The sequence below is a fragment of the Pseudomonas sp. AL10 genome, assembly GCF_029960685.1.
Taxonomy (GTDB): Bacteria; Pseudomonadota; Gammaproteobacteria; order Pseudomonadales; family Pseudomonadaceae; genus Aquipseudomonas; species Aquipseudomonas lactis.
In genome coordinates this window covers 384377-403255 of sequence record NZ_JASBQZ010000002.1, presented here as the reverse complement: position 1 = coordinate 403255, position 18879 = coordinate 384377, and the positions used below count along the sequence as shown (strand labels likewise).

General features: G+C 61.2%; 12 protein-coding genes. 7 read left to right on the top strand and 5 right to left on the bottom strand.

Going from position 1 to position 18879, the window contains the following annotated elements:
• Positions 1 to 122 precede the first annotated feature (122 nt).
• Complete coding sequence (gene putP / locus QK296_RS04395; RefSeq protein ID WP_034134730.1) at positions 123 to 1607, bottom strand: sodium/proline symporter PutP; 1485 nt, start codon at positions 1605 to 1607, stop codon at positions 123 to 125.
• A 461-nt stretch (positions 1608 to 2068) separates the two neighbouring features.
• Here putP and putA point away from each other — a divergent pair, with 461 nt between their 5' ends.
• Positions 2069 to 6022 carry a trifunctional transcriptional regulator/proline dehydrogenase/L-glutamate gamma-semialdehyde dehydrogenase gene (gene putA, locus QK296_RS04390; RefSeq protein ID WP_003187973.1) on the top strand — a complete coding sequence of 1318 codons (3954 nt, stop codon included), beginning with the start codon at positions 2069 to 2071 and terminating at the stop codon, positions 6020 to 6022.
• Positions 6023 to 6225: 203 nt separating this feature from the next.
• Positions 6226 to 8028: an acyl-CoA dehydrogenase gene (locus tag QK296_RS04385; protein WP_169856563.1), complete on the top strand. Its 1803-nt coding sequence runs from the start codon at positions 6226 to 6228 to the stop codon at positions 8026 to 8028.
• Between the two features lie 3 nt (positions 8029 to 8031).
• On the opposite strand, the gene QK296_RS04380 is transcribed toward QK296_RS04385, so the two are convergent.
• Both QK296_RS04380 and QK296_RS04375 read right to left on the bottom strand, forming a co-directional pair.
• Positions 8032 to 8325 (bottom strand): cell division protein ZapA, encoded by a 294-nt coding sequence (locus tag QK296_RS04380; RefSeq protein ID WP_282390638.1) that lies wholly within the window; start codon positions 8323 to 8325, stop codon positions 8032 to 8034.
• Entirely contained in the window at positions 8322 to 8552 is a 231-nt protein-coding gene (locus QK296_RS04375; RefSeq protein WP_003187970.1) for a hypothetical protein, read from the bottom strand. Before QK296_RS04375 ends, QK296_RS04380 begins: the two co-directional genes overlap by 4 nt.
• 277 nt (positions 8553 to 8829) lie before the next feature.
• Here QK296_RS04375 and QK296_RS04370 point away from each other — a divergent pair, with 277 nt between their 5' ends.
• The 4 genes from QK296_RS04370 (at position 8830) to selO (ending at position 17408) form a co-directional block, all read left to right on the top strand.
• Positions 8830 to 10455, top strand: a complete 1626-nt coding sequence (locus tag QK296_RS04370; protein ID WP_169856562.1) for a methyl-accepting chemotaxis protein — start codon at positions 8830 to 8832, stop codon at positions 10453 to 10455.
• A 265-nt stretch (positions 10456 to 10720) separates the two neighbouring features.
• Positions 10721 to 12463 carry a potassium/proton antiporter gene (locus QK296_RS04365; RefSeq protein WP_282390637.1) on the top strand — a complete coding sequence of 581 codons (1743 nt, stop codon included), beginning with the start codon at positions 10721 to 10723 and terminating at the stop codon, positions 12461 to 12463.
• Positions 12464 to 12512: 49 nt separating this feature from the next.
• Positions 12513 to 15896, top strand: coding sequence for a mechanosensitive channel MscK (gene mscK / locus QK296_RS04360; protein WP_003187966.1), 3384 nt, complete (start codon positions 12513 to 12515; stop codon positions 15894 to 15896).
• 48 nt (positions 15897 to 15944) lie between these two features.
• Positions 15945 to 17408 carry a protein adenylyltransferase SelO gene (gene selO / locus QK296_RS04355; RefSeq protein WP_003187965.1) on the top strand — a complete coding sequence of 488 codons (1464 nt, stop codon included), beginning with the start codon at positions 15945 to 15947 and terminating at the stop codon, positions 17406 to 17408.
• Positions 17409 to 17412: 4 nt separating this feature from the next.
• On the opposite strand, the gene QK296_RS04350 is transcribed toward selO, so the two are convergent.
• Positions 17413 to 17814: a transcriptional regulator gene (locus tag QK296_RS04350; protein WP_003187963.1), complete on the bottom strand. Its 402-nt coding sequence runs from the start codon at positions 17812 to 17814 to the stop codon at positions 17413 to 17415.
• Positions 17811 to 18107: a type II toxin-antitoxin system HigB family toxin gene (locus QK296_RS04345; protein WP_137204959.1), complete on the bottom strand. Its 297-nt coding sequence runs from the start codon at positions 18105 to 18107 to the stop codon at positions 17811 to 17813. The genes QK296_RS04350 and QK296_RS04345 overlap by 4 nt, the downstream gene beginning before the upstream one ends.
• Positions 18108 to 18323: 216 nt before the next feature.
• On the opposite strand from QK296_RS04345, the gene trxC reads away from it, so the two are divergent.
• The gene (gene trxC, locus QK296_RS04340) at positions 18324 to 18758 is read left to right on the top strand and encodes a thioredoxin TrxC (protein WP_003187959.1); all 435 of its coding nucleotides are present in this window, start codon (positions 18324 to 18326) and stop codon (positions 18756 to 18758) included.
• The last annotated feature ends 121 nt before the right edge of the window (positions 18759 to 18879 follow it).

The window sequence follows — 18879 nt, the reverse complement described above, 5'->3', positions numbered from 1 at the left end:
ACCGACTTTACCGAACCCCAAGGATGCTGATTTCGACTGAAGTGGCAATAAAAAACGGCCCACCATCCAAAGGACGCGGGCCGCTTTCTTTCCAACTTGATAGGCGTTAAACGCCCAACGAATTACTTGTTCAAGTTGTAATCTTTTTCCGCAGCATCAAAACGCTCGACCATACCCACCGTCGGTGCGCCCATCTTGCTCACGAAGTAGATCGCCAGGCTGGCGAAGATGAAGCCTGGGATGATTTCGTACAGGCCCAGCAATTCGAAGTGCTTCCACACGATTACGGTGATCGCGCCGACCAGGATGCCGGCCAGTGCGCCGTTGCGGGTCATGTGTTTCCAGATTACCGAGATCAGTACCACAGGGCCGAAGGCTGCACCGAAACCGGCCCAGGCGTAGCTGACCAGGCCCAGTACGCGGTTTTCCGGGTTGGCGGCCATGGCGATGGCGATCAAGGCCACGACCAGCACCATCAGGCGACCGACCCATACCAGTTCACGCTGGGACGCGCCCTTGCGCAGGAACGCCTTGTAGAAGTCTTCGGTCAGGGCGCTGGAGCACACCAGCAATTGGCAGCTCAGGGTACTCATCACAGCAGCCAGAATGGCCGACAGCAATACACCGGCAACCCATGGGTTGAACAGGATCTTGGCCAGTTCGATAAACACACGCTCTGGGTTTTCAGTCACCGGGCCTGCCACTTCCGGGTGCGCCGAGAAGTAAGCGATACCGAAGAAGCCCACTGCCACGGTGCCGCCCAGGCACAGGATCATCCAGGTCATGGAAATACGACGCGCCTTGGCGATCGACTTCACCGAGTCCGCCGCCATGAAACGTGCGAGGATGTGCGGCTGGCCGAAGTAGCCCAGACCCCAGCCCATCAGCGAGATGATGCCGATGAAGGTGGTGTTTTTCAGCATGTCGAAGCTGGTCGGGTCCTTGGCTTCAATGGCCAGGAAGGTGGTGTCTACCCCGCCGGTGGCCAGCAGCACGATGATCGGCGTGAGGATCAGCGCGAAGATCATCAGCGTGGCTTGTACGGTGTCGGTCCAGCTGACTGCCAGGAAACCACCGATGAAGGTGTAGGCAATGGTCGCCGCAGCACCGGCCCACAGCGCGGTCTCGTAGGACATGCCGAAGGTGCTTTCGAACAGGCGGGCGCCGGCAACGATGCCGGAAGCACAGTAGATGGTGAAGAACACCAGGATCACCACGGCGGAGATGATCCGCAGCAGGCCGCTTTTATCTTCGAAGCGGCTGGAGAAGTAATCCGGCAGGGTCAGGGCGTCGCCGTTGTGTTCGGTCTGCACCCGCAGGCGGCCGGCCACGAACAACCAGTTGAGGTAAGCACCGACGATCAGGCCGATGGCAATCCAGCTTTCCGACAGACCGGACATGTAGATCGCGCCCGGCAAGCCCATCAACAGCCAGCCGCTCATGTCGGAAGCACCGGCGGACAGAGCTGTCACCACGCTACCGAGGCTGCGGCCGCCCAGGATGTAATCGGAAAGGTTGTTGGTGGAGCGATAGGCCATCAGGCCGATCAGCACCATTGCTGCGATGTAGATCACGAACGTGATCAGGGTTGGATTACTAACGCTCATAGGAGTGACGCCCTGGCTTTGTTTTTATGTAGCGACGGTCATGGGGACGGCCACCCGTGGATAACCGGATAGACGAACCTGCATGCCGCGCATTTATGACTGGCGTTTCCCCAGGAAAGCCGCCAGCCGATGAACCCACCCTGAGGGTTGGTTGCACCTTGGTGCGCGAATGCTATTCAACAAAGCAAATAAGGTGCAACCAGTTTCTGCCGATTAAGTTGCACCCAAGTATGTTTTAGGACAAACGCGCTTTTTTTGCTCCCTTTCGGAGCAAGAACAGCCGATCTCAGAAGCAAATGCACCAGCGCGGAGCGGATTCCGTCGTGTGTTTATTTTTTTCCGATCAAGCGTCGAACATTTAACCAACAAAAGGGTTGCACCCGGTTGCACCTCGAGATGGGCAAAGCTAATCTTGCCGCCAGCAGATGCCACTCGGTAGTGGCACCCATGAGGATAAAAAAATGGCAACGACCACCCTTGGGGTCAAACTCGACGACCCGACCCGCGAACGCCTGAAGGCCGCCGCGACCTCCATTGATCGCACGCCGCACTGGCTGATCAAGCAGGCGATTTTCAATTACCTGGAGAAACTCGAGGGTGGTGCAACCCTGTCCGAGCTCAATGGCTTGAGCAGCAAGGAGGCCGATGATGCCGGCGAGGTCCAGGCCGACCACGCCCACCAGTGCTTCCTTGAGTTCGCCGAGAGCATCCTGCCGCAATCGGTATTGCGTGCCGCAATCACCGCCGCTTACCGCCGCCCCGAGCCGGAAGTGGTGCCGATGCTGATCGAACAGGCGCGCCTGCCGGCACCGATGGCCGAAGCCACCAACAAGCTGGCCGCGAGCATTGCCGAAAAACTGCGCAATCAGAAGAGTGCCGGCGGCCGTGCCGGTATTGTTCAGGGCCTGCTGCAAGAATTCTCCCTGTCGTCCCAGGAAGGCGTGGCGCTGATGTGCCTGGCCGAAGCGCTGCTGCGTATCCCGGACAAAGGCACCCGCGATGCGCTGATCCGCGACAAGATCAGCACCGGCAACTGGCAGCCACACCTGGGCAACAGCCCATCGCTGTTCGTCAACGCCGCTACCTGGGGCCTGCTGCTGACTGGCAAGCTGGTATCGACCCACAACGAAGCAGGCCTGACCTCGTCCTTAAGCCGCATCATCGGCAAGAGCGGCGAGCCGATGATCCGCAAGGGCGTCGACATGGCCATGCGCCTGATGGGCGAGCAGTTCGTCACCGGCGAAACCATCGCCGAAGCCCTGGCCAATGCGAGCAAATTCGAAGCCAAGGGCTTCCGCTATTCCTACGACATGCTCGGTGAAGCCGCGCTCACCGAACACGACGCCCAGAAGTACCTGGCCTCGTACGAACAAGCCATTCATTCCATCGGCAAAGCCTCCCATGGCCGTGGGATCTATGAAGGCCCGGGCATCTCCATCAAACTCTCCGCCCTGCACCCACGCTACAGCCGTGCACAGTACGAGCGTGTGATGGACGAGCTGTACCCGCGCCTGCTGTCGCTGACCTTGCTGGCCAAGCAGTACGACATCGGCCTGAACATCGACGCCGAAGAAGCCGACCGCCTGGAGCTGTCCCTGGACCTGCTCGAGCGCCTGTGCTTCGAGCCGCAACTGACCGGCTGGAACGGCATCGGCTTTGTGATCCAGGCGTACCAGAAGCGTTGCCCGTATGTGATCGACTACGTCATCGACCTGGCCCGCCGCAGCCGCCATCGCCTGATGATCCGCCTGGTAAAGGGCGCGTACTGGGACAGCGAAATCAAGCGCGCCCAGGTCGAAGGCCTGGAAGGCTACCCGGTCTACACCCGCAAGGTGTACACCGACGTTTCCTACATTGCCTGCGCACGCAAACTGCTGTCGGTGCCGGAAGTCATCTACCCGCAGTTCGCCACACACAACGCCCACACCCTGTCGGCTATCTACCACATCGCCGGTCAGAACTATTACCCCGGCCAGTACGAGTTCCAGTGCCTGCACGGCATGGGTGAACCGCTGTACGAACAGGTTGTAGGCAAGGTTTCCGAAGGCAAGCTGAACCGTCCGTGCCGTGTGTACGCGCCGGTCGGTACCCACGAAACACTGTTGGCTTATCTGGTACGCCGCCTGCTGGAAAACGGCGCCAACACCTCGTTCGTCAACCGTATCGCTGACCAGTCCATCTCGATCCAGGAATTGGTAGCCGACCCGGTAGCCAGCATCGAGCAAATGGCAACCCAGGAAGGCGGTTTCGGCCTGCCGCACCCGCGCATTCCGTTGCCGCGTGACCTATACGGCAGCGACCGCGCCAACTCGGCCGGTATCGACCTGGCCAACGAACACCGCCTGGCCTCGTTGTCCTGCGCCCTGCTCGCCACTGCTCACAACAACTGGAAGGCCGCGCCGATGCTCGGTTGCGCCGCCAGCAATGAAGCAGCCCAACCGGTGCTGAACCCGTCCGACCTGCGTGATGTGGTCGGCCAGGTACAGGAAGCCACCGTCGAAGACGTCGACAACGCCATCCAGTGCGCCATCAGCGCCGCGCCGATCTGGCAGGCCACCCCGCCCGCCGAACGCGCCGCCATTCTGGAACGCGCCGCCGATCTGATGGAAGGCGAGATCCAGCCGCTGATGGGCTTACTGGCCCGTGAAGCCGGCAAGACCTTCGCCAACGCCATCGCCGAAGTGCGTGAAGCCGTGGACTTCCTGCGTTACTACGCGGTGCAGGCGCGCAACGACTTTACCAATGACGCCCACCGCCCATTGGGCCCGGTGGTGTGCATCAGCCCATGGAACTTCCCACTCGCCATCTTCAGCGGCCAGGTGGCTGCTGCACTGGCTGCCGGTAACCCGGTGCTGGCCAAGCCTGCCGAGCAGACGCCGCTGGTGGCTGCCCAAGCCGTACGCATCCTGCTTGAAGCTGGCATTCCGGAAGGTGTGCTGCAATTGCTGCCAGGCCAGGGCGAAAGCGTCGGTGCCCGCCTGGTGGGTGATGATCGCGTCAAAGGTGTGATGTTCACCGGCTCCACCGAAGTGGCGCGCCTGCTGCAACGCAATGTCGCCGGTCGCCTGGATGCCCAGGGTCGCCCGATTCCACTGATCGCCGAAACCGGTGGCCAGAACGCGATGATCGTGGACTCCTCGGCGCTGACCGAACAAGTGGTGATCGACGTCGTGTCGTCGGCCTTCGACAGCGCCGGTCAACGTTGCTCGGCCCTGCGCGTACTGTGCCTGCAGGAAGATTCGGCAGACCGTGTAGTCGAAATGCTCAAGGGCGCCATGGCTGAATGCCGCCTGGGTAACCCGGAACGCCTGTCGGTGGACATCGGCCCGGTGATCGACGCCGAGGCCAAGGCTGGTATCGAGAAACACATCCAGGCCATGCGCGACAAAGGCCGCAACGTTTACCAAGTGGCGATTGCCGACGGTGAAGAGATCAAGCGCGGCACCTTCGTGATGCCGACCCTGATCGAGCTGGAAAGCTTCGACGAACTGCAACGCGAGATCTTCGGCCCGGTACTGCACGTGGTGCGCTACAAGCGTAAAGAGATCGACCAGCTCATCGGCCAGATCAACGCTTCCGGCTATGGTCTGACCCTGGGCGTGCACACCCGCATCGACGAAACCATCGCCAAGGTGATCGACAACGTCAACGCCGGTAACGTCTACGTCAACCGCAACATTGTGGGTGCCGTGGTCGGCGTGCAACCGTTCGGCGGCGAAGGCCTGTCGGGTACTGGCCCGAAAGCCGGAGGCCCGCTGTACCTGTACCGTTTGCTGTCGACTCGTCCTACCGATGCAATCGAGCAATCCTTCGTACGAGGCGACAAGTTGGCCGCGCCGGACGTGCGCCTGCGTGATGCCATGAGCCAATCGCTGACCGCCCTGAAAACCTGGGCCGACAGCAATAAGTTCAGTGAACTGAGCGCCCTGTGCACGCAGTTCGCCGCCCAGTCGCAAAGCGGTATCACCCGCCAACTGGCCGGCCCGACCGGCGAGCGCAACAGCTACGCCATCCTACCGCGCGAGCACGTACTGTGCCTGGCCGAAGTGGAAGGCGACCTGCTGACCCAACTGGCTGCGGTATTGGCCGTCGGTGGTTCGGCGGTATGGCCGGAAACCGAGCTGACCAAGGCCTTGTTCCCACGCCTGCCGAAAGAGATTCAGGCAAAGATCAAGCGCGTGGCCGACTGGACCAAGGACGACGTGGTGTTTGACGCCGTGCTGCATCACGGTGATTCCGACCAACTGCGTGCGGTGTGCCAGCAAGTGGCGCAGCGCGGTGGGGCGATTGTTGGGGTACATGGTATGTCGCAAGGCGAAACGGCGATTGCGCTGGAGCGTCTGGTGATCGAGCGTGCGTTGAGCGTTAACACCGCTGCAGCGGGTGGTAACGCCAGCCTGATGACCATCGGCTAACTGACACAACGCGGCTGATCATTCCCACGCTCCGCGTGGGAATGCAGCTTAAGGACGGCCTCATCGCAGGCAAGCCAGCTCCCACACTGATCGCGCTCCACGTTGTGCCAGCGTTTTGCCCTTCTATCACTTAGATCAATCTTGCTACCCACCCTCCATTCGCGCACTTAGACTCAGGCCAATTCCTTCAAAGGTACGCCGCCATGTCCGAGACGCTGCTCAGTTCCCGCAATCTGGCTTTCGAGCTGTATGAAGTCCTCGATGCCGAGGGCCTGACCCAGCGCGAGCGGTTTGCCGAACACAACCGCGAAACCTTCGATGCCGCGATCAGCACGGCGCGCAACATCGCAGAAAAGTACTTCGCCCCTCACAACCGCAAGAACGACGAAAACGAACCGCGCTATGAGAACGGCCAGGCGATCCTGATCCCGGAGGTCAAACCCGCCGTGGACGCCTTCCTTGAAGCCGGCTTCCTCAACGCAGCACGCAGCTTTGAAGCAGGTGGCATGCAACTGCCGACGCTGTTGTCCCAGGCCTGTTTCGCGCATTTCCAAGCGGCCAACGCCGCGTCGACGTCCTACCCGTTCCTGACCATGGGTGCCGCCAACCTCATTGAGAGCTTCGGCACCGAGGAGCAGAAACAGCGCTTCCTGCAGCCGATGATCGACGGGCGCTTCTTCGGCACCATGGCCCTGACCGAGCCCCATGCCGGTTCTTCCCTGTCGGACATTCGGACCCGTGCGGAACCTGCGGCTGGCGGCAGTTATCGGCTCAAGGGCAACAAAATCTTTATCTCCGGTGGCGACCATTCGCTGTCGGAAAACATCGTGCACATGGTGCTGGCCAAGTTGCCGGACGCTCCCGCTGGCGTGAAGGGCATTTCGCTGTTTATCGTGCCCAAGTTCCTGGTCAACGATGACGGCAGCCTGGGCGCTCGCAACGATGTGCTACTGGCGGGGCTGTTCCACAAGATGGGCTGGCGCGGCACCACGTCCACAGCACTAAACTTCGGCGATAACGGCAACTGTGTCGGCTACCTGGTGGGCAAACCGCACCAGGGCTTGAGCTGCATGTTCCAGATGATGAACGAGGCACGCATCGGCGTGGGTATGGGCGCGGTGATGCTCGGTTACGCCGGCTACCTTTACTCTCTGGACTACGCCCGCGAACGGCCCCAGGGGCGCCTGCCTGATAGCAAAGACCCGAGCACCGCACCGGTGGCGATCATCCAGCACGCCGACATCAAGCGCATGTTGCTGACCCAGAAAGCCTATGTAGAAGGCGCCTTTGACCTGGGCCTCTACGCAGCCCGGCTGTTCGACGACACCACCACCCTGGCCACCGACACCGAGCGCAAGCACGCCCACGAACTGCTCGACCTGCTCACCCCCATCGTCAAATCCTGGCCGTCGGAGTTCTGCCTCAAGGCCAACGAGCTGGCGATCCAGATTCTTGGCGGCCACGGCTACACCCGCGAATACCCGGTGGAACAGTACTACCGCGACAACCGCCTGAACCCCATCCATGAGGGCACCCACGGCATCCAGTCCCTGGACCTGCTCGGGCGCAAATTGGCGCAGAACGGTGGTGCCGGCTTGAAGCAACTGATTCGCCTGATCGCCGAAACCGGAGCCCGGGCGCAAAGGCACCCTTCACTCACGGCATTGCGAGAGCCCCTGGAGCAACTGGTAAACCGGCTGCAAAGCGTCACGATTGGCCTGCTCACCGATCTCGCCCAAGGCAAGGTCAACAGCAGCCTGGCGAACTCGGCGCTGTACTTGAAAGTGTTCGGGCACACGGTGATCGGCTGGCGCTGGCTGGAACAGGCGATCCGCGCCGAAGAAGGGCTGGCCAAGGGTGACGCGGCTGATGCGGCCTTTTATAAGGGCAAGCTCCAGGCCGCCCGGTACTTCCTGACCTGGGAAGTACCGAGCTGCCATCATGAACTGGCGATTCTGGAGGCACGCGACGATACGTGCCTGGGCATGCAAGACGAGTGGTTCTAGCCCTCAGGGCTGACCGATCACCTTGGAGATCACATCGACCGTGGCGCTGACTTGCTCTTGGTAACGGTCGAGTTCCTGCTGGTGAGCCTGTTGCATTTCAATCTGCTCGGCGCACAGGTTCAGCGCGGCCAATACCAATAGCTTGTCACCAATCAGGGTCGGGTACTTTTTCTTGGTAACGGCCAGGGAGGCCTTGAGCATAGTCACGGCATGCATCAGGGTCTGATCTTCGCCGGCCGGTGCCTTGATCGAGTAATCCTCTCCGAGAATCGAAACGACCTTTATGCGCTCACTCATGCGCTGACAGGCCCTGCACTCACACGCTCAACCAGCGCCTGGATGCGGGCGGCCGTGGCGCCGTGCTTTTCTTCCTGTTCCATCAGGTTCAGTTGCAGGCTGTCGTTTTCGTCTTTGGCGCGGGCCAGCTCGGCCTTGAGGGATTCGTTGCTGCCCAGCAGTTCTTGATTCTGCTGTACGAGGTCGCTGACCAGTTGTTCCAATTGGCTGAGGGATGCTTCTAACATTTTGATTTCTCGGGCGTTTAAAAAGGGCGGTGACGATAAAGAAAATTCACCTCGGATGCCAGGGTTATCCCTGGCCGCGCAGCCCGATGTTGCAAGGCCGGGCCGCACTTTCGAGCCTTAGTGACTGCATTTACCCGATCTGGTTCCTGAACTCATCCAACCCCTGGTCCGATGCGACAAAAGCGCGCGCCCCCTTAAGACTTTAGTCGCAGGGCCGATAAGGCGGGCACACCTCGTCTCATGGCCGCATGGATAGCGCCTCCCCCAGGACTCCAGCATGTCTCTTCGTAATATGAATATCGCCCCGAGGGCCTTCCTCGGCTTCGCGTTTATTGGCGCCTTGATGTTGTTGCTCGGTGTGTTCGCCCTGAACCAAATGAGCAAAATTCGTGCAGCCACCGAAGACATCACCTCGGCCAGCGTGCCCAGCATTCGCGCCCTGGATGAATTCACCCAACTGACCCTGCGCCTGCGCGTGCTGTCGTACCGCTTGCTGACCAACCGCGAGCCGGACGTACAGCAAAAGACCCTCGAAGCCTTTGAACTGCGCAATCAGCAGATTCGTACAGCCCAGGGCGTCTATGAAAAACTGATCTCCAGCACCGAAGAGCGCAACGCCTACAACGAGTACGTGCGCCTGTTGGGCCAGTACCGTCAGATTGAAGAGCGCATGAAGAGCCTGTCTCGCGCCAATCAGGTCAACGAGCTGCGCACCCTGCTCAACACCGAGTTGCTGGACAACTCCGAGCAGGTCAACGCCGTATTGACCCGCTTGCTGGACATCAATAACAACGACGCCAACGCCACCAACCAGCGCGCCAAAGACCAATACGACATGGCCTTTGACCTGGTGGTAGGCCTGCTGGTGGTTGCCACGGCGCTGACCTTGCTGTTCGCCTGGTTGCTGACCCGCAGCATCACCCTGCCCATCGCCCAGGCGCTGGAAGCCGCCGAAGAAGTGGCCGAAGGCAACCTGACGCGCCCGATCACCGTGGACGGCAACGATGAGGCCGGGCGCCTGCTGGCGGCCATGGCCAAGATGCAGCACAAACTGCGCGACACCCTGCAACGCATCGCCGGCTCCGCCACCCAGTTGGCATCCGCCGCCGAAGAGCTGAACGCCGTCACCGACGAAAGCGCCCGTGGCCTGACCCAGCAAAACAACGAAATCGAACAGGCCGCCACGGCCGTCAACGAGATGACCAGCGCGGTGGAAGAAGTCGCACGCAATGCGGTGAGCACCTCCGAAGCCTCGCGCAACGCCACCACCTCTGCCGGCGACGGCCGTGACCTGGTGCAGGAAACCGTCAGCGCCATCGAACGCATGAGTACCGACGTGCAGGCCACCGCGTCCCTGATTGGCGACCTGGCCAATGAGTCGCGGGATATCGGCAAAGTGCTGGACGTGATCCGTGGCCTGGCCGACCAGACCAACCTGCTGGCCCTGAACGCGGCGATCGAAGCAGCCCGAGCCGGGGAAGCCGGACGTGGTTTCGCCGTGGTGGCCGATGAAGTGCGCGCGTTGGCCCATCGCACCCAGCAGTCCACCAGCGAAATCGAGCGCATGATCGGCAGCATCCAGACAGGCACCGAACACGCGGTGGACTCGATGCGCAACAGCACCGAGCGCGCCGAATCGACACTGAATATCGCCCGCGGCGCGGGCCTGTCGCTGGACACCATCAACACGGCGATTGTGGAGATCAACGAGCGCAACCTGGTGATCGCCAGCGCGGCGGAAGAACAGGCCCAGGTGGCGCGGGAAGTGGACCGCAACCTGGTGAACATCCGTGACCTGTCGGTGCAATCGGCCACCGGTGCCAGCCAGACCAGCGCGGCGAGCGGTGAGTTGTCGCGGTTAGCGGTGGATTTGAATGGGATGGTCGGCCGCTTCCGCCTCTAGCCCTAAAATCCGCCCCACCCTTGTAGGAGCGAGCTTGCTCGCGAAAAACGCCAACGATAACGCGCGCTTGCTGAATGAACGTGGCGCCTGGGAGTTTTTCGCGAGCAAGCTCGCTCCTACAGAGGCAAGCCCTCTGCCACATTTACTTGTGCGCGAATCAGAAAAAGCTTTTTGACAGCGCAGCAATTCAACAGGTTAGAATCCCTGGCACGCAGACTGCATGGTCAGTTTGCGCCCTGTCTTCCCCTGCACTGGAGTACTGCCTTTGAATGCGACGACCATCAACAGCCTGTTCTTGATCGGCGCGTTGCTGGTGACTGCGAGCATTCTGGTGAGTTCGCTTTCTTCACGCCTGGGCATCCCCATCCTGGTGATTATCCTGGCCGTGGGCATGACCGCCGGGGTCGATGGCGGTGGCATCATTTTCGATAACTACCCCACCGCCTACCTGGTGGGCAACCTCGCCCTCGCCGTGATCCTGCTCGACGGCGGTTTGCGCACCCGGGTGGCGAGTTTCCGCGTGGCGCTGTGGCCGGCGTTGTCCCTGGCCACGGTGGGGGTGTTGATTACCACCGGCCTCACGGGCATGGCCGCGGCCTGGCTGTTTAACCTCAATATCATTCAAGGCTTGCTGATCGGCGCCATCGTCGGCTCCACGGACGCCGCGGCGGTGTTCTCGCTGCTGGGCGGCAAGGGCCTCAACGAGCGGGTCAGCGCCAGCCTGGAAATCGAATCCGGCAGCAACGACCCGATGGCGGTGTTCCTCACCGTCACCCTGATCGACATGCTCGCCAGCGGCCAGACCGGCCTGCACTGGAGCCTGCTCACCCACCTGATCCGCGAATTCGGCATCGGCGGCCTGGTAGGCCTGGGCGGTGGCTGGCTGATGCTGCAACTGGTCAACCGCATCAACCTGGCCAACGGCCTGTACCCGATCCTGGTGATCGCCGGTGGCCTGTTCGTATTCGCCCTGACCAACGCCCTGCACGGCAGCGGCTTCCTCGCCGTGTACCTTTGCGGGCTGGTGATCGGCAACCGCCCGGTGCGCAGCCGCCATGGCATTTTGCATATGCTCGACGGCATGGCCTGGCTGGCGCAGATCGGTATGTTCTTGGTGCTGGGCCTGCTGGTCACGCCCCATGACCTGCTGCCCATCGCCGTGCCCGCCCTGGGCCTGGCGCTGTGGATGATCCTGTTTGCCCGGCCACTGTCGGTGATGGTTGGCCTGCTGCCATTCAAGGCGTTCCACGGGCGCGAAAAGGCCTTCATCGCCTGGGTCGGCCTGCGCGGCGCGGTACCGATCATCCTCGCGGTGTTCCCGCTGATGGCCGGCCTGCCCCATGCGCAGCTGTACTTCAACCTGGCGTTCTTTATCGTGCTGGTCTCGTTGTTGGTGCAGGGCACCAGCCTGCCGTGGGTGGCCAAGCTGCTCAAAGTCACCGTACCGCCAGACCCGGCGCCGATCTCCCGGGCGGCCCTCGAAGTGCACGTCACCAGCGAGTGGGAGCTCTTCGTCTACCGCCTGGGCGCGGAAAAATGGTGCATCGGCGCGGCCCTGCGCGAGCTGAAAATGCCCGAAGGCACGCGCATCGCCGCGCTGTTTCGTGGCCAGCAACTGCTCCATCCGTCGGGTAGTACGGTGCTGGAAGTCGACGATTTGCTCTGTGTGATCGGCCACGAACACAACCTGCCGGCTCTGGGCAAACTGTTCAGCCAGGCACCGCAACGGGGCCTCGATTTGCGCTTCTTCGGCGACTTCGTCCTCGAAGGCGACGCCCAGCTGGGCGCGGTTTCCGCCTTGTACGGGCTCAAGCTTGAGGGTATCGACCCGGACATGCCGCTGAGCCGTTTCATCACCCAGAAGGTGGGCGGTGCACCGGTAGTCGGCGACCAGGTGGAGTGGAACAACACCATCTGGACCGTCGCGGTCATGGACGGGAACAAGATTGGCAAAGTCGGCGTCAGATTCCCCGAAGGAAGTCGCCCGGGCCCCGGACTCTTCCTCTAAACTGCGGGACAACGACGCCCCGATTCTTCACTTTGCAAGACCGGTCTCTATGCCAACCCTGCGTACTTTTCTCGCCACTGCCCTGCTGGGCCTGACCCTTTGTGTTGGCAGCGTATACGCCGCCGACCCGCCCAGCGCCGAAGCCGTCCAGCAAAGCCTGGATAAACTGCCCGACCGCAAGCTGCCTGACGCCGACATGAAGGCGCTGCAGGCGACCCTGCAACAGACCCTGACCTACCTGGGCAATCAGCAGGACTACGAGCAGCGCCTGGCCGACCTCAAGCGCCAACTGGAAGAGGCCCCGCGCCAGACCAATGAGAACCAGCGTGAGCTGGCGCGCCTCAAGGCCACCAAAATTATCCCAGTGGCCCAACGCTACGCCAGCCTGCCGGTGCCGCAGCTTGAGCAGTTATTGGTGCAACGCAGCACCCAGCAAGGCGACCTGCAAAAAGAGCTGGCCGACGCCAACAGCCTGACCATCGCCGCCCAGACCCGCCCCGAGCGCGCCCAGACCGAAATCAGCAGCAGCCAGACGCGCATCCAGCAAATCAACGCGACGCTCAAGCTCGGCAAAGACAACGGCAAGCCCCTCAGCAGCGACCAGCGCAACCAGCTCAACGCCGAACTGGCGGCCCTGAATGCCTTGATTCCCCTGCGCCGCCAGGAATTGGCCGGCAACAGCCAGCTGCAAGACCTGGGCAACAGCCAGCACGACCTGATCCAGGAAAAAACCGCACGCCTGGAGCAAGAAATCCAGGACCTGCAAACCCTGATCAACCAGAAACGCCTGGCCCAGTCCCAGCAGACGGTGACCCAACAGTCCATCGAAGCGCAGAAAGCCGGCGGCAGTAGCATCCTGGCCAAGGAAAGCGCAGACAATCTCAAGCTGTCCGACTACCTGCTCAAAAGCACCGACCGCCTCAACGACCTGACCCAGAAAAACCTGCAGACCAAGCAGCAACTGGACACCGTGACCCAAAGCGATTCGGCCCTGGACGAGCAAATCAACGTGCTCAAGGGCAGCCTGCTGCTGTCCAAGATTCTCTATAAACAAAAGCAGGCCCTGCCGCGTCTGACCGTGGACAAAGACCTGGCCGACGACATCGCCAACATTCGCCTGTACCAGTTCGAGGTCAACCAACAGCGTGAGCTGATCACCTCTCCCAGCGCCTATGTGGACAACCTGCTGGCCAACCAGCCGCCAGATGAAGTCACCCCGCAACTGCGCCGCACCCTGCTGGAAGTGGCGATCACCCGCAGCGACCTGCTGGAACGCCTGAGCCGCGAACTGAGCGCACTGCTCAACGAATCCATCACCCTGCAACTGAACCAGAAACAACTGCTCAGCACCGCCAGCACCCTGCGCGCCACGCTCGACGAGCAAATGTTCTGGATCCCCAGCAACAAGCCGCTGGACACCGAATGGCTGGAAACCGTACCGGCGCACTTGAGCAAACAGGTCACTACCCTGCCCTGGGCGTCCAGCGTCAGCGAGCTGTATGACGGCCTGACCCAACGCCCGCTGCTGTTCCTGCCGTTGCTGTTGCTGATCGGCGCGCTGCTGTGGCGGCGCAATGCGCTGTATGTGCGCCTGAAAAAGGTTCACCAGGACATCGGCCACTTCAAGCGCGACAGCCAGTGGCATACGCCGCAGGCCATCCTGATCAACATCCTGCTGGCGATGCCCGTGGCCCTGGGCCTGGCGCTGTGCGGCTATGCGTTGCAGATCGACGCCCGCGGGCAGAACGCCAACCTGGGCGCGGCCTTGTTGCAGATCGCCCAGGCCTGGCTGGTGTTCTACACCGCCTACCGCATCCTCGCGCCGGGCGGCGTGGCGGAGCTGCACTTTCGCTGGGAGAGGCCGCAGGTCGAATTCCTGCAAGGCTGGATACGCAAGCTCGGGCTGGTGGTACTGGCGCTGGTGGCCGTGGTCGCGATTGCCGAACATCAACCGGCCGCGCTGGCTGACGACGTGCTGGGCATCGCCGTGGTACTGACCTGCTACGGGCTGATGGCCTGGCTGCTGGGCCGCCTGCTGCTCAACAGCCCAACCCACGAAAAGGCCTCGCTGTTTCGCAAAGCTATCGGGGTGGTGTTCACCGCCTTGCCCATCGCGCTGTTTATTGCCGTGTGCTTTGGCTATTACTACACCGCGCTGAAACTCAGCGACCGGCTGATCAACACCCTGTACCTACTGATGTTCTGGCTGGTGATCGAAGCCACCTTTGTACGCGGCCTGGGTGTTGCCGCACGGCGCCTGGCCTACGCCCGCGCCCTGGCCAAACGCCAGGCTGCCAAGGAGGCCGGTGACGGCGAAGCGGTGATCGAAGAGCCGACCCTGGACATCGAGCAGGTCAACGAACAGTCCATGCGCCTGATCCGCCTGGCCCTGCTCGGCGGCTTTATCGCGGCGCTGTACTGGGTGTGGTCGGACCTGATCTCGGTATTTTCCTACCTGGACAACGTCACCCTGTACGAATACACCAGCGGCACGGGTACGAATATCAGCATGGTGCCCATCAGCATCGGCGACCTGCTGGGCGCGTCGATCATCATCGGCATCACCTTCGCCCTGGCGCGCAACTTGCCCGGCCTGCTCGAAGTCCTGGTGCTGTCCAAGCTCGACCTGGCCCAAGGCAGCGCCTACGCCACCACTACGTTGCTGTCCTACATCATTGCCGGCGTGGGCTTTGTCACCACGCTCTCCACCCTCGGCGTGAGCTGGGACAAGCTGCAATGGCTGGTTGCCGCGCTGTCGGTGGGCCTGGGTTTCGGCATGCAGGAGATCTTCGCCAACTTCATCTCCGGCATCATGATTTTGTTCGAACGCCCGGTGCGCATTGGCGACACCATCACCATCGGCAACCTGTCGGGTACGGTGAGCAAGATCCGCATTCGCGCCACCACCATCACCGACTTCGACAACAAGGACATCATCGTCCCCAACAAAACCTTCATCACCGGGCAACTGATCAACTGGTCGCTGACCGACACCATCACCCGCGTCACCCTGAAACTGGGCGTGGACTACGGCTCCGACCTGGACCTGGTGAAGGAATTGCTACTCAAGGCGGCGCGAGAAAACCCACGGGTACTCAAAGAGCCGGAACCCCACGTGTACTTCCTCAACTTCGGCGAAAGCACCCTCGACCACGAACTGCGCATGCATGTTCGCGATCTGGGCGACCGTAACCCGGTGCTGGACGAGGTCAACCGCTACATCAATCGTGAGTTCAAGAAACAGCACATCAACATCTCGTTCCGGCAGATGGAGATCTACCTGAAGAACCTTCACGGCCAGGAATACAAATTGGTGCCGGCCGAAGACGAGCGCAAGACCATTGCCGAGCCGCTCGACAAGCCCGACGCCCCGGAGCCTCCGGCAGGCAAAGTGGCGGATGCGCCGGAGCCGCCACCCAGCAAACTCGACTAAATGCCCTATCCCCAGCAGAATGCTCGGACATTCTGCTGGAGATGGCCGGTGAAAGCCCTCGACGAACTGACCTTCGACAACCGCTTCGCACGCCTGGGCGACGCATTCTCGACCCACGTATTGCCCGAGCCCCTCGACGAGCCGCGCCTGGTCGTCGCGAGCAAGGCGGCCATGGCCCTGCTTGACCTCGACCCGGCCGTGGCCCAAACGCCGGTGTTTGCCGAGCTGTTCGGCGGCCACAAGCTGTGGGCCGAGGCAGAGCCGCGTGCGATGGTGTATTCCGGGCATCAGTTCGGCGGCTACACGCCGCAACTGGGCGATGGCCGCGGGTTGCTGCTGGGCGAGGTCTATAACGAGGCCGGCGAGCATTGGGATTTACACCTCAAGGGTGCCGGGATGACGCCTTACTCGCGCATGGGCGACGGACGGGCGGTGTTGCGCTCTTCGATTCGTGAATTCCTCGCCTCCGAAGCCCTGCATGCGCTGGGCATCCCCACCAGCCGCGCCCTGTGCGTGATCGGCTCCAGCACGCCGGTATGGCGCGAGAAACAGGAACGCGGCGCAATGGTTTTGCGCCTGGCCCACAGCCACATCCGCTTCGGGCACTTCGAATACTTCTACTACACCAAGAAACCCGAGCAGCAGGCCGAACTGGCCGAACACGTGCTGAACCTGCATTACCCCGAGTGCCGCGAGCAGCCCGAACCTTACCTGGCGATGTTCCGTGAAATCGTCGAGCGCAACGCCGAAATGATCGCCAAATGGCAGGCTTATGGTTTTTGCCACGGCGTGATGAACACCGACAACATGTCGATCCTGGGCATTACCTTCGACTTCGGGCCCTTCGCGTTTCTCGATGATTTTGACGCGCACTTCATCTGCAACCATTCCGACCATGAAGGCCGCTACTCCTTCAGCAACCAGGTGCCGATCGGGCAGTGGAACCTCAGCGCCTTGGCCCAGGCGCTCACGCCGTTCATCAGCGTTGACGCACTGAAAGAAGCCCTCGGCCTGTACCTGCCGCTGTATCAAGCGCACTACCTGGACCTGATGCGCCGCCGGCTGGGGCTAACCACCGCCGAAGAAGACGACCAGACGCTGGTGGAGGGTTTGCTCAAGCTGATGCAAAACAGCGGTGTGGACTACACGCTGTTTTTCCGCCGCCTGGGCGACGAATCGGCGACGTTAGCCGTGGCGCGGTTGCGTGATGACTTTGTCGACATGGCCGGGTTTGATGCCTGGGCCGAGCGGTACAAGGCCCGTGTTGCACGGGATGGGGATTACACCCAGGAACAGCGCCGTGAGCGGATGCATGCGGTGAACCCGCTGTACATCCTGCGCAACTATCTGGCCCAAAACGCCATTGCTGCCGCCGAGGCTGGGGACTACAGCGAAATTCGGCGGCTGCACGAGGTGCTGTCCAAACCGTTTGAGGAACAGGCGGGGATGGAGCAGTACGCGCAGCGGCCGCCGGATTGGGGCAAGCATTTGGAGATTAGTTGTTCGTCGTGACCCCTTAGATAAAGGTCTCCACCGACACCCCGAAACGCTCGGCCAGCCAACGAATCTGGCGCACGTTGAGCTGGCGCTTTCCGCTCAATATCTCTGAGACGACTGATTGCGCCCCAACGCCCGGGAGGTCGCTCTGGGTGAGGTTGTGCTCACGCATCATGTAGCGCAGCACATCGACCCCGCTGGCGACTGGCATTGGGCGATGCTCACGATCATAAGCTTCGATCCAGTCGCTCAGAATGTCGACCAGGCTCATCAGTGGGCTGTCCTCGTCTTCACCCACCAGACTCAATAGCTCGTCCAAGCCGCACACCAGTGCGTCGTAGTCTGCGTCGTTTTCCGGCTTGCGCAGCACAGGCGAAACGAACTGCCAGTGCTCTGCCGCCACTCGCATAAGTGCGCTCATCTGATTTTTTCCTTCCATTTGTTTTTCTCATAATTACGGTGGTCAAGCAGGTGTTTGATGTAAACGCGCTGCATTCGATACTGCACCGACGCAATCAACCTCAGCTTGTTACCGCCAATATCAAATACATGAAATTCACCTACCTTGTCGGTGGCGGGAAACATGGCTTTCATTGCGGCAAAGTCCTTGGGGGCGTTGCGCTTGATCACGCGATACCACTGATCCAGAGCCGTTGCAGAGCGCGGCCATTTTCCTTTTGCTTCCCAGATCCTGCTTTCACTGATGACTCGCATGCAACGTCCTTATCGCATCTTGCTATGGAGGTTAAACCTGAATTCGAGCTATCGCAATTTGCTATAGCCGCAAACAGACCGGTGGCGCACAACAAAAAGCCTAGCCACACCGCTCACGCTGGCGAGAACGAAAATGTGAGCGGATAAGTATCTATATCCTTGATAAACCTCTGTCTCGACACCAAATACCCAACTGGCCAAACCCAGGAGTCTCCGATGTCCGCACCTCTTGTAATCCCCTGCCCACATTGCAACGGCCTCAACCGCATCCCCGGCGAACGCCTGGGTGACGCGCCCAAGTGTGGGCGTTGCAAGCAGTCGGTGTTGCTGAGCAAACCCTTTGATTTGAAACAGGGTGACTATGCCAGCCAGATCAAGGGCGACCTGCCGCTTTTGGTCGATGTGTGGGCCGACTGGTGCGGGCCGTGCAAGTCGTTTGCGCCGGTATTCGAACAGGCCGCCGGGCAGTTGGAAGGCAAGTGCCGGCTGGCGAAGCTGGACAGTGAAGCTAACCAGCACCTGTCGGCGCAGTTGGGGATTCGCTCGATTCCCAGTTTGATTCTGTTCAAGAACGGCCGCGAAGTGGCGCGCCAGAGTGGGGCATTCCCGTTGCCGCAGTTGATGAGTTGGTTGAGCAGCCAGGGGGTGTAAACATCCCCCTCCATCAACTCGGTCAATGTGGGAGCTGGCTTGCCTGCGATGCAGGCGACTCGGTCTGCCTGGGATACCGAGGTGATGCCATCGCAGGCAAGCCAGCTCCCACATTAGATGC